8 protein-coding genes are annotated in these 12,569 nt (G+C 73.1%); 5 read left to right on the forward strand and 3 right to left on the reverse strand.

Features of this window, described 5'->3' with window-relative positions:
* Positions 1-2 precede the first annotated feature (2 nt).
* On the reverse strand, positions 3-1,388 hold the full coding sequence (locus tag ABEB00_RS21530) for an MFS transporter (protein WP_345621602.1): 1,386 nt from the start codon (positions 1,386-1,388) through the stop codon (positions 3-5).
* Between the two features lie 333 nt (positions 1,389-1,721).
* On the opposite strand from ABEB00_RS21530, the gene ABEB00_RS21535 reads away from it, so the two are divergent.
* The 4 genes from ABEB00_RS21535 (at position 1,722) to ABEB00_RS21550 (ending at position 8,121) form a co-directional block, all read left to right on the forward strand.
* On the forward strand, positions 1,722-2,648 hold the full coding sequence (locus tag ABEB00_RS21535) for a DUF3027 domain-containing protein (protein WP_345621603.1): 927 nt from the start codon (positions 1,722-1,724) through the stop codon (positions 2,646-2,648).
* Positions 2,649-2,834: 186 nt separating this feature from the next.
* Positions 2,835-6,014 carry a sacsin N-terminal ATP-binding-like domain-containing protein gene (locus tag ABEB00_RS21540; protein WP_345621604.1) on the forward strand — a complete coding sequence of 1,060 codons (3,180 nt, stop codon included), beginning with the start codon at positions 2,835-2,837 and terminating at the stop codon, positions 6,012-6,014.
* A gap of 190 nt (positions 6,015-6,204) precedes the next feature.
* Complete coding sequence (locus tag ABEB00_RS21545) at positions 6,205-7,077, forward strand: calcium-binding protein (RefSeq protein ID WP_345621605.1); 873 nt, start codon at positions 6,205-6,207, stop codon at positions 7,075-7,077.
* A gap of 159 nt (positions 7,078-7,236) precedes the next feature.
* Positions 7,237-8,121 (forward strand): hypothetical protein, encoded by an 885-nt coding sequence (locus ABEB00_RS21550; protein WP_345621606.1) that lies wholly within the window; start codon positions 7,237-7,239, stop codon positions 8,119-8,121.
* A 3-nt stretch (positions 8,122-8,124) separates the two neighbouring features.
* Here the strand turns inward: ABEB00_RS21550 and ABEB00_RS21555 are convergent, their stop codons facing one another.
* Positions 8,125-10,566 carry an HAD-IC family P-type ATPase gene (locus tag ABEB00_RS21555; protein ID WP_345621607.1) on the reverse strand — a complete coding sequence of 814 codons (2,442 nt, stop codon included), beginning with the start codon at positions 10,564-10,566 and terminating at the stop codon, positions 8,125-8,127.
* Between the two features lie 51 nt (positions 10,567-10,617).
* Positions 10,618-10,935, reverse strand: a complete 318-nt coding sequence (locus tag ABEB00_RS21560; protein WP_345621608.1) for a DUF2530 domain-containing protein — start codon at positions 10,933-10,935, stop codon at positions 10,618-10,620.
* 180 nt (positions 10,936-11,115) lie between these two features.
* Between ABEB00_RS21560 and ABEB00_RS21565 the strand changes: the two genes are divergently transcribed.
* Positions 11,116-12,567 (forward strand): NCS2 family permease, encoded by a 1,452-nt coding sequence (locus ABEB00_RS21565; protein WP_345621609.1) that lies wholly within the window; start codon positions 11,116-11,118, stop codon positions 12,565-12,567.
* The last annotated feature ends 2 nt before the right edge of the window (positions 12,568-12,569 follow it).

Genomic DNA, 12,569 nt, shown 5'->3' on the forward strand with positions numbered 1-12,569 from the left:
CCTCACGCCACCCGGGACCGCCCCGAGCCGTGCCGGGCCGTACCGATCAGCCCCCGTACGGTGGCCAGCCAGCCGGCGGCGACGATCGCGGCGCCCACCGACAGCCCCAGCGTGCCGTTGAGCGGCATCGCGATGCCCACCGCGCCGCCGAGCACCCAGGACACCTGGAGCAGCGTCTCGGAGCGGGCGAACGCCGAGGTCCGCACCAGCTCGGGCACGTCCCGCTGGATCAGCGCGTCCAGGGACAGCTTGGCCAGCGCCTGCGCGAAACCGGCGACGGCGGCCAGCGCCGCCACCAGTACCGCCCCGAAGAAGACCGCCGCGACGACCGCCGCGCCCAGCACGCCCGCCACCACCGTCACGATGATGATCTCCGGCGCGCGCGACCGCAGCCAGGCCCCGACCGCCGTGCCGAGCGCGTTGCCCGCACCGGCCGAGACGCCGACCACGCCCAGCGAGACGGCCGCGCTCTGGCCGGTCATCGGATGCTCGCGCAGCAGGAACGCCAGGAAGAAGATCAGGAAGCCGGTCAGACAGCGGATGGCCGCGTTGGCGCCCAGCGCGTGGGTGACCGCCGTACCGACCGTGCGCAGCCCGGGACGCTTGGGCGGTTTCAGGTGCGGCCCGTGCAGATGGGCCTCGTCGGCGGCGAGCAACGCGGTGTCCTCGCCCTTGGCGGAGTCGACCTCGCGCGGCAGCGAGAAGGACAGGAACGTTCCCGCGACGAAGATCACGAAAGCGCCGTAGAGCGGCCAGCGCGGCCCGATCTGCTGGAGCCCCGCGCCGATCGGGGCGGCGACCCCGGTGGCGAGCAGCCCGCCGAGGGTCACCCGCGAGTTCGCCTTCACCAGGGAGAACCGGGGTGGCAGCAGCCGGGGCACCACGGCACTGCGCACCACGCCGTACGCCTTGGAGGCGACCAGGACGCAGAGCGCGGCCGGGTACATCTCGATCGAGCCGGTGATCACCGCACCGGAGAGGACCAGCGCGAGCAGCGCCCGCGCGGCCATCGCGGTCGCCATCGCCGCCCGGCGCCCGTGCGGGATGCGGTCGAGGAGCGGGCCGATCACCGGGGCCAGCAGCGTGAAGGGGGCCATGGTGATCGCGAGGTAGAGCGCGACCCGGCCGCGCGCCTCGTCGGTGGGGACCGAGAAGAAGACGGTGGAGGCGAGCGCCACGGTGATCATGACGTCGCCGGCGCCGTTCACGCCGTGCAGTTCGATCAGTTTGCCCAGGCCCGACTCGCCCGCGCCGTGCGCGTGCGTCGCCTTTCTGATGCCCCGGGCCGTGCCCGTCACCGGCAGCCGCAGCGCGCGGCCGACCGCGCGGAAACGCCCGGGACCCTGTCCCGGCCCCCCGCCCTTGAAATCCGTCCGTGCGGCTGCCACCCCGTCATAGTGCCCCGAGAGCCGGGGGTATAGCGCCGTTACAGCACGGATGGAGCTGATCGGGTCGGGTGCGGGCCGGGTGCGGAGTCGGTGGACGGTTCTCCGGGAAACTCCCGTCGGTGTAGGCCCAGCGCACATGAGCAGGTAGCGTGCGTAGCGCGCCGTGGCGAACGTTCTCGGCCGCGCGCCGTACGGCCATCCCGCAGAATGGATGACGTAGGTGCGCCCGAGCGCGTCGGGCGCGGACGTCGACGCGGTCCCCCGGTCCGCTCCGTCCGCCCCGCGCCGGCAGTGGCGCACTCGAGAGACGGCGTATGGAGAGAAGCGATACCTGTGAGCGCAGCGACAACGCGAAGCCGCACCCCTGACCGCCTGTGCGCCGAGGCCGTCGACCTCGCACGGTCCGCGGCCGAGGAGGCCGCCGCACCCGGCGTGGTCGGCGAGCACGAAGGCACCGTCTCGGAGGGTGACCGCGTCGTCACCCACTTCTTCGCCTGCAAGGAGCTGGGGTACCGCGGCTGGCGCTGGGCCGTCACCGTGGCCCGCGCCTCGCGCGCCAAGGTGGTGACGGTCAACGAGGCGGTACTGCTGCCCGGCCCCGACGCCGTCCTCGCCCCCGAGTGGGTGCCGTGGAGCGAACGGCTGCGCCCCGGCGACATGGGCCCCGGCGATCTGCTCCCCACCGACGCGGAGGACCTGCGTCTGGAGCCGGGGTGGACCGGCGAGGACGAGCCGCCGCCGAACTCGATCGTCTCCCACGAGATGGCCGACCTGGTGGAGGCCGAGGACGCCGAGGTCACCGCCGGGCCCCCCGCCGAACTGGCCGTGGCGCCGCCGCGCGGGTCGATCGCGTCGGTCGCCGACGAGCTGGGCCTGCGCCGGGCCCGGGTGCTCTCCCGCTACGGCCTGCACACCGCCGCGGACCGCTGGGAAGAGGAGTTCGGACCCAAGACGCCGATGGCCCAGGCGGCACCGGCGACCTGCGTCTCGTGCGGGTTCCTGGCACGGCTCGGCGGTTCGCTCGGTCAGGCGTTCGGTGTCTGTGCGAACGAGTTCTCGCCGGCGGACGGGCGGGTGGTGTCGCTGGCGTACGGGTGCGGAGGGCACTCCGAGGCCGCGGTGATGCCGCGCCCGCCGCAGCCGGCTCCGCCGGTGATCGACGAGAACCGGGTGGATCCGTTCCCGTTGCGGCCCGGGGTGGACTTCGGTCCGCCGCCCGGGGGCGAGGACGGGTCCTCGGCCGAACTGGGACACGCGTAGGGGCGTCGAGACGGCCCCCGGCCGCCCCGCGTGAACGCCGTTCGTCCCGCGTGAACGCCGGCCGTCCCGCGAGGTGAGCGCCGCCCGCCTCGCGAGGTGAGCGCCTCCCGGCCCGCGAGGTGAGCGCCGGCCGGGTCGAGCGGGTCCTCGCGGTACCTTCGTCATCCGTCGATGAGGAGAGTCACCGTGAGCAAGTTCGTGCGGCCCGCCGCCGAGGGCGCGGACCCGTTCGGTACGGCACGTCTGCGCCGCGGGGTGCTGGACGCCTGGGCGACGAGCCCGGCCCGGTTCCGTGAGGACGCCAACGCCGAGGAGGACCTCGTTCTCGGCGGCTACCGGGACCGGCTGGTCGTGGAGCTGGCGCAGAACGCCGCCGACGCCGCCGCCCGCGCGGGCGTTCCCGGACGGCTCCGGCTCACCCTGCGTGACGGCGTCCTGGTCGCCGCGAACACCGGCGCCCCGCTGGACGCGACCGGCGTCGAGTCGCTCTCCACCCTGCGCGCCTCCGCCAAGCGGGACACCGAGCAGGGCGCGGTGGGCCGGTTCGGCGTCGGTTTCGCCGCCGTACTCGCCGTCACCGACGAACCCGCGGTCGTCGGCCGGCACGGCGGCGTGCGCTGGGCCCTGGCCGAGGCCCGCGACCTCGCCGCCGGGACCGCCCGGCACAGCCCCGGCCTCGGTGACGAGGTCCGCCGCCGCGACGGGCACGTACCGCTGCTGCGGCTGCCCTTCCCCGCCGAGGGCACCGCCCCCGACCCGTACGACACGGCCGTCATCCTCCCGCTGCGCGACACCGCCGCCGCCGATCTCGCCGAACGGCTGCTGCGGACGGTCGACGACGCCCTGCTGCTGGCCCTGCCCGGCCTGGAGGAGGTGGTGGTCGAGCGGGCGGACGGCGACGTGCGCACCCTGCGCCGCCGCACCGACGGCGACGGCGACGGCCAGACGGTCGTCGAGGACTCCCGGGACGGCACCACCCGCTGGCGTACCGCCGCCGCGCACGGGCGGCTCGCCCCCGAACTGCTCGCCGACCGGCCCGTCGAGGAGCGGCTGCGCCCCCACTGGTCGGTGACCTGGGCGGTCCCGGTCGACGCCGAGGGCGGCCCGGAGCGGCCCCGCACCAGCCCCGTCGTACACGCCCCCACCCCGAGCGACGAGCCCCTCGGTGTCCCCGCCCTGCTCATCGCCTCCTTCCCGCTGGACTCCACCCGCCGGCACGCCGCCCCCGGTCCGCTGACCGACTTCCTGGTGCGGCGCGCCGCCGACGCCTACGCCGGACTGCTCGCCGACTGGCAGCCGGTCACCGACCGGATCATCGGCCTGGTGCCCGGCCCGCTGGGCAAGGGCGAACTGGACGGCACCCTGCGCCAGGCGATCCTGGAGCGGCTGCCGCGCACCGCCTTCCTGCCGCCCGCCGCCGAGCCGCCCGAGGACGCCGCCCCCGCCCCCGCTCCCGATCCCGACTTCGGCCCGGCCCCGGCCTTCGACCAGCCCGTCTCGCTGCGGCCCCGCGAGGCCGAGGTGGTCGAGGGCGCCGGCGCGGAGACCGTACGGGTGCTGGCCGAGGTGCTGCCCACGCTGCTGCCGGCCGGCCTGGAGCGCCGGGTGGAGTTGCGCACGCTCGGCGTGGCCCGGCTGCCGCTGACCGACGTGATCGACCGGCTGGCCGGGCTGGAGAAGGACCCCGGCTGGTGGCGGCGGCTCTACGACAGCCTGGCCGGTGTCGACCCCGACCGGCTCTCCGGGCTGCCGGTGCCGCTGGCCGACGGACGTACGGTCATCGGGCCCCGGCAGGTCCTGCTGCCCACCGCGGACACCACCGCCCTGGACCCGGAGGTCCTCGCCCGGCTCGGGTTGAAGGTCGCCCACCCGGACGCCGCGCACCCGCTGCTGGAGAAGCTCGGCGCCCTCCCGGCCACCCCCCGCGCGGTCCTCACCACCCCGCAGGTCCGGGCCGCCGTGGCCGCCTCCCTGGACGACGAGGGGGCGGTGAACTGGGAGGAGGACTCCCTCGACGCCGAGGAGCTGGCCGACACCGTTCTCGGCCTGGTCCGGGACGCCGGTCTGGACACCGGCGAGGAGCCCTGGCTCGGGGCGCTCGCCCTGCCCGACGAGGACGGCGAACTCTCCCCGGCCTGCGAACTCGTCTACCCCGGCGGGCCCTTCGCCCAGGTGATGCGGGAAGGCGAACTCGCCGCCGTGGACGGCGAACTGGCCGAACGCTGGGGCCCGCAGCCGCTCGCCGCCTGCGGCGTCCTCGTCACCTTCGCCCTGGTGCGGGCCGCCGACGTGGTCCTCGACCCCGACGAACTCGACCCGCACGAGGGCGACTTCGCCGAACCCGACGACGCGGGCCTGCTGGACGCCGTGGACGTGTGGTGCGAGGACATCCTCGACCGCTTCCCCGACACGCCGGTCCCGCCGGTCGCCACCGAGATCGTCGCCGTGCGCGACCTGGACCTGGTGGACGACGACAAGTGGCCCGAGGCGCTCGCCCTGCTCTCCCGGCCGCCGCTGCGCGACGCGCTGGTCCAGCCGGTGCGGATGCTGCTGCCCGACGGCACCCACGAGACCGTACGGCCGTACACGGCGTGGTGGCTGCGCGGCCACCCGGTGCTCGGCGGCCGCCGCCCGGCCGGGCTGCGTGCGGCCGGCGGCGACCCGCGCCTGCGCGGCCTGTACGACGAGGCCGACGCGACCGGCTTCGACGACGAGCAGGTGCTGCGGGCGCTCGGCGTACGCACCACGGTCGCCGCCCTCCTGGACGAGCCGGGCGGCGCCGCCGAACTCCTCGACCGCCTCGCCGACCCCGGCCGGTCCGTCACCGGCGCCCAGCTCCACGCCCTCTACACCGAGCTGGCCGACCTCGACCCCGAGCGGGTGACCCTGCCGGACGAGCTGCGCGCGGTCGTCGACGGGGAGGTGCGGGTCGTGGACGCCGCCGACGCGGTGGTCGTGGACTCGCCCGATCTGCTGCCCTTCACCGCCGGGGTGCCGCTGCTGCCGGTGCGCCCGTCCCGGGCCGCCGGGCTGGCCGAGCTGTTCCAGGTGCGGCGGCTGAGCCGGTCCGTCACGGGCCGGGTCGACTCCGAGGGCACCGGGCACGAGGTGCCGGAGCCGGTGCGGGTGCTGCTCGGCGCGCGGACCCCGGCGACCTATGTCGAGCACGAGGAACTCGTCGTGGACGGCGTGGAGATCGACTGGCGGCTCACCGAGGACGGGGTGCCGCACGCGGCGACCCTGGAGGGCGTCGCCGCCGCACTCGCCTGGGCGGCTCGCCAGTGGCCGCGCCGCTTCGAGGTCGCCGCGCTGCTGGAGGACCCGTCCCGTACGGAGGAGCTTGCCCGGGACCGCTGGTTCGACTGAGCGCGGGTCCGCGTCCCGGCGGGTGACGTGGATCTCACACACGTTTTCTTCATCTGCCGTACAACCATTCGTCCCCGGCAGGTATCTGATCACTTGAGTCAACAGGCTCCATGATCACTTGGGTCCCGGCGTGACGCGAGCCGTTGGGGGGCGACGACCGCCGGGGCCCCTTTCTCCACATGGGGAACGCATGCGTATCCGTCCCATCGTGGCCGCCGTCACCGGCGCCCTCGCTCTCTCCGCGCTCGCCGTCCCGGCCGCCCAGGCCGTCTCGACGGACGACACCACCCTGCGGGCGTCGACCGCCGCCGACGTCTTCGGCGCCGCCTCCGGCCGTTCGGGCTTCAGCGCCGCCGCCGTGCCCACCGTCACCAGCGTCTCGGTGAACGGGAACAAGAACGTGGCCGTCGGCACCACCACGCCCAAGAGCTTCACCGTGTCGGTGACCGCCACTCACACGAGCGGCATCGCGGACGCCTTCATCGAGCTGTGGAACGGCACCGACCCGGAAGCCGCCAACGGCATCCTGCGGTCCGACCAGGAGGTCGCCACCTGCACGGCCGTCACCACCACGAAGTCCACCTGCAAGCTCACCATCACGGCCCGGCCCGGCTACGACGGCGAGGTGATCGGCTCCCTCTACGACAACGCCCTGGCCGGCAACTGGAACGTGAACGTGGCCGTGCTGGCGAACGACGGCAACGTCTTCAGCGACCTCACCTACAAGACCCACAAGGTCCAGCGCCTGTCCAAGCTGACGGTCAACGCCGCCCCGGAGCCGGTGAAGAAGGGCGCCACCCTCACGGTCACCGGCAAGCTGACCCGTGCCGACTGGGAGACCGGCAAGTACGCCGGCATCCCCAGCGGCCAGTCCGTGGCGCTGCAGTTCCGCAAGGCCAGCAGCTCCACCTACGCCAACGTCAAGGGCATCAAGACCACCTCGGGCGGCGCCCTGAAGACGACCGTCAAGGCGGCCTCCGACGGTTACCACCGCTTCAACTACACGGGCATCACCAGCACCGCGGCGTCCGTCGCCACGGGTGACTACGTCGACGTGAAGTAACTCGTCGCACAGTACCGGCAGTTCACCTCCGGGCCGCTCAGGTGAACTGCCGGTGGCGGGTGCGCCAAGCCTTCATGAGGCGTACAACCAGCTCTCCCCACCGCGGATCTGATCAGGCGAGTCACCAGACTCACTGTCACCCTGTGGGGGAACGAACACATGCGTATACGCGCCACCGTGGCCGCCGTCTCCGCCGTCTCCGGCGCCCTGGCCCTCTCCGCCTTCGTCGCGCCGGCCGCGCAGGCCGCCGACCGGCCGTCCTTCGCCTCGACCGTGCGCGACACCGTCGCCGACCTCCGGGCCGATGTGCGGGCCGACGCCCCCGCCGCCCGCGGCGGCGCCGCCGCGAAGGGCGCGGCCGCGATCGACGTCACCGTCTCCGGTGTCACCGTCAACAACAGCAAGGACATCGTCGTCGGCGCGACCGGCAGCTACCACGTGCCGATCACGTACACCGTGAACCACGCCGCCGACCTGGGCGCCTTCGGCTCCGCGCCGGTGATCTACCACGGCTCCACGATCGACACCTCGACCTGGGGCTACGCGTCCGACGCCGTGGCCACCTGCACCGAGGTCTCCGCGACCGCCTCGAAGTGCTCGGCCGACTTCACCTTCCTGCCGGCCGAGCTGCTCAACATCGATGCCGGCACCTGGCGCGTGGGCGTCGCCGTGGCCACCGTGGACGAGGAGACGATGCTGGAGAACGTCGGCACCCGCAAGGTCCTGCGCACCTCCAAGGTGACCGTCGACGCCGCGCCGGAGCCGGTGAAGAAGGGCGCGACCCTCACGGTCACCGGCAAGCTGACCCGCGCCGACTGGGACACCAACAAGTACGTCGGCTACGGCACCCAGTCCGTGGTCCTGCAGTACCGCCCGGCGGACTCCACCGCCTACACCAACGTCAAGGGCATCAAGTCCACCGCCGCGGGCGCCCTGAAGACGACCGTCAAGGCGAGCGCCGACGGCTACTACCGCTTCGTCTTCAACGGCTCCCCCACCGGCGGCAAGGCCACCGCCGCCGGCGACCACGTCGACGTGAAGTAGGGATCAGGGCCCGACCGGGAAGCGGCGGCCGACCCACCTCCACAGGAGTTCCAGGGCGGCCGCCGCCACCGCCGCGATGCCGACCGCGATCCACGGCATCGTCGTACCGACCAGCTTCAGCGCGAAGAAGTCCTGGAGCCACGGCACCGCCAGCACCACCAGGAACGCCAGTCCCATCGCCGCCACCAGCGCGATCCGCCACCAGGTGTAGGGGCGGGCGACGATCGCCAGTACCCACATCGAGATCAGGAAGAGCGTCAGTGTGGCGGCGCTGGTCTCCGCGTCCAGCGCGCCCGCGCCGCTGTAGTGGTTCCCCGCGGCCAGGTACGTCACGAAGGTCGCGACCGCCGCCACCGCCCCGCCCGGGATCGCGTACCGCATCACCCGCTTCACGAAGTGGGGCTGGGCCCGCTCCCGGTTGGGCGCGAGGGCGAGGAAGAAGGCGGGCACGCCGATGGTGAGGGTGGAGAGCAGGGTGAGGTGGCGGGGCAGGAACGGGTACTCCACCCGCCAGCACACCACCAGGACGGCGAGCAGCACCGAGTAGACCGTCTTGACCAGGAACAGCGTGGCGACCCGGGTGATGTTGCCGATCACCCGGCGGCCCTCGGCGACCACCGACGGCAGGGTGGCGAAGCTGTTGTTCAGCAGCACGATCTGCGCCACCGCCCGGGTCGCCTCCGACCCGGACCCCATCGCGACCCCGATGTCCGCGTCCTTCAGCGCCAGGACGTCGTTGACGCCGTCGCCGGTCATCGCCACCGTGTGCCCGCGGGACTGGAGCGCGCCGACCATCTCCCGCTTCTGCTGCGGGGTGACCCGGCCGAAGACCGTGCCCGCGTCGAGCGCCTCGGCCATGGCCTCCCGGTCGGCGGGCAGCCGGCGCGCGTCGACCGCGTCGCCGCTCAGCCCCAGCTTCCCGGCGACCGCCCCGACCGACACCGCGTTGTCCCCGGAGATGACCTTGGCGCGGACGTCCTGGTCGGCGAAGTAGCGCAGGGTGTCGGCGGCGTCGGGCCGCAGCCGCTGCTCCAGCACGACCAGGGCGATGGGCCGCGCGCCCTCGGCCACCCCGGCGTCGTCCAGCGGACCGGCGGCGCGGGCCAGCAGCAGTACCCGCAGGCCCTGCTCGTTGAGGCGGCCGGTCTCGGCGAGCGCCGGGTCGTCCTCGGCCAGCAGCACGTCCGGGGCGCCGAGCAGCCAGGTGCGGGCCGCGCCCCCGGCCGTCTCCTCGAAGGAGGCGCCGCTGTACTTGCGGGCGGAGGAGAAGGGCAGCGCGGCGGTGCGCCGCCAGCCGCCGCCGTCGCCGTCCCCGTCGCCCCCGGGGTAGGCGTCGATGATCGCCTTCAGGGAGGTGTTCGGCCGCGGATCGGCCTGACCGAGAGCGCCCAGCACCCGCCGTACGTACGACTCGTCCCGCTCGGGTTCGGGGCCGCCGCCGCCGTTCAGCACGCGCAGCTCGGTGACGTCCATGCCGCCCTCGGTCAGCGTGCCGGTCTTGTCCAGGCAGACGGTGTCGACGCGGGCCAGGCCCTCGATCGCGGGCAGCTCCTGCACCAGGCACTGTCTGCGGCCGAGCCGGACCACGCCGATCGCGAAGGCGACGGAGGTGAGCAGCACCAGGCCCTCCGGGACCATCGGCACGATGCCGCCGACGGTCCGGGCGATGGAGTCCTTGAGGTCGTTGTCCTTGACGACGAGCTGGCTGATGATCAGGCCGATCGCGGTCGGCACCATCATCCAGGTGACGTACTTCAGGATGGTGGAGATGCCGGAGCGCAGTTCGGACTGGACGAGGGTGAAGCGGGACGCCTCCTCGGCGAGCTGGGCGGCGTACGCCTCGCGCCCCACCTTGGTCGCCCGGAAGGCGCCGCCGCCGGCCACCACGAAGCTGCCGGACATGACCTGGTCGCCGGGGCGTTTGACCACCGGGTCGGCCTCGCCGGTGAGCAGCGACTCGTCGATCTCCAGGCCGTCCGCCTCGACGCACACCCCGTCCACGACGGCCTTGTCACCGGGCCCGATCTCGATCACGTCGTCCAGCACCAGCTCCGAGGTGCTGATCCCGGCGGCCGTCCCGTCCCGCCGTACGGTCGGGCGGACCTCGCCGATCAGGGCGAGCGAGTCGAGGGTCTTCTTCGCCCGCCACTCCTGGACGATGCCGATGCCGGTGTTGGCGAGGATCACGAAGCCGAACAGGCTGTCCTGGATCGGCGCGACGATCAGCATGATCACCCAGAGCACGCCGATGATCGCGTTGAACCGGGTGAAGACGTTGGCGCGGACGATGTCGAGCACGGACCGGCTGCTGCGCACCGGCACGTCGTTGACCTCGCCCCGGTCCACCCGTTCGGCGACCTCGCCGGAGGTGAGCCCGGCCGCCGAGGCGGGCAGCGGGACGGGGTGCACGGGATCGAGCTCGGCGCCCGCGTCGATGTGCGTCATGCGTTCGACGGTACGTGCGGAACGGGGGCTTCACACGGTGAAACCGCGGCTTTACGCGGACGTGGTCCCCTCCGGGGCGCCGGGACCGCCGGAGCCGCCGGCGGTGTCCGGGGCGGCGGGCGCGGCGGCGCGGGCCCGCGTGATGGCCGCGTCCCGCTTGCGCACGTACCAGATGCCGATCAGGCCGAGCCCGGCTCCGGCCAGGCAGGTCCACACCCACCAGGTGCGGTCGCGGTCGTCGAACCAGCCGTAGAAGGGGAGCTGGGCCAGGAAGAGGACGAACCACAGGACGGTAAGGCCGGTGATGGTGGCGACCACGGGGCCCTCAAGGGGCTCCGGCGCCTCGTGCTTCGGTGTCCACTTCGCCATGCGCACAGCTTACGAGGCGCGCCCGGCGGGTCCCGCGGTGCGGGCGCCGCGCGGGTCTACGCGCGGAGATAGCTTTATCTCCCTCATATGTTCATACTGAAGTCGTTTGTCCTTGACCACTTTCATTCGTAGAAAACACCAAATGGGCCGTGGGGGAGTCCTTTGGTGATGAGGTCCGCAATGTCCACCTCGGCCTCCGCCAAGGTCCCCCTGCCCGAGCAGCCGCAGGCGCGCCCCCCGGGCGGCGCCCTCGACCGCTACTTCAAGATCTCCGAGCGCGGTTCCACGCTCGCCCGCGAGGTCCGCGGCGGTCTCGCCACCTTCTTCGCGATGGCCTACATCATCGTGCTGAACCCGATCATCCTGGGCAGCGCGAAGGACATGTACGGCCACCAGCTCGACAACGGTCAACTGGTCACCGCGACCGCCCTCACGGCGGCTTTCACCACCCTGCTGATGGGGGTGATCGGCAACGTCCCGATCGCGCTCGCCGCGGGGCTCGGCGTCAACTCCGTCGTCGCCCTCCAGCTCGCCCCGCGGATGTCCTGGCCGGACGCCATGGGCATGGTCGTGCTGGCCGGTTTCGTCGTGATGCTGCTGGTCGCCACGGGGCTGCGGGAGCGCGTGATGAACGCCGTGCCGCACGGTCTGCGCAAGGCGATCTCGATCGGCATCGGCCTGTTCGTGCTCATCGTCGGCCTGGTCGACTCCGGCTTCGTCACCCGGATGCCGGACGCCGCCCAGACCACCGTCCCGCTCCAGCTCGGCACCGGCGGTCACCTGCTCGGCTGGCCGGTCCTGATCTTCGTCCTCGGGGTGCTGCTGACCTTCGCGCTGATCGTGCGCAAGGTCTCCGGCGCGATCCTGATCTCGATCGTCGTGACCACCGTCCTCGCGGTGATCATCAACGCCGTCGCGGAGGTCCCCTCCTGGGGCCTGACCACCCCGACCTGGCCGGGCAACCCGGTCTCCACCCCGGACTTCGGTCTGGTCGGGCAGGTCAGCCTGTTCGGCGGGTTCGGCAAGGTCGGCGTGCTGACCGGCGTCCTGTTCGTCTTCACCGTGCTGCTGTCCTGCTTCTTCGACGCCATGGGCACGATCATGGGCGTCGGCGACGAGGCCAAGCTGACCGACGCCCGGGGGCAGCTGCCGGGCATCAACAAGGTCCTGCTGGTCGACGGTGTCGCGGTCGCGGCGGGCGGTGCCAGCTCCTCCTCGGCGACCACCTGCTTCGTGGAGTCCACGGCCGGGGTCGGCGAGGGCGCGCGCACCGGTTTCGCCAACATCGTCACCGGTCTGCTCTTCGCCGTGGCGCTCTTCCTCACCCCGGTCGCCACGATGGTCCCCTCGCAGGCGGCCACCCCGGCGCTGGTCGCGGTCGGCTTCCTGATCCTGTCCGGCTCCGTCAAGGAGATCGACTGGTCGGACTTCACCATCGCCGTCCCGGCCTTCGTGACCATGCTGATGATGCCGTTCACGTACTCGATCACCAACGGCATCGGCATGGGCTTCCTCACCTTCTCGGTGCTGCGCCTGGCCGCCGGCCGCGGCCGTGAGGTCCCGGTGGCGATGTACGTCGTCTCGGCGGTCTTCGCCTTCTACTACCTGATGCCGGCCCTCGGCCTGACCTGACC

Source organism: Streptomyces ziwulingensis, assembly GCF_039542605.1.
Classification (GTDB): domain Bacteria; phylum Actinomycetota; class Actinomycetes; order Streptomycetales; family Streptomycetaceae; genus Streptomyces; species Streptomyces ziwulingensis.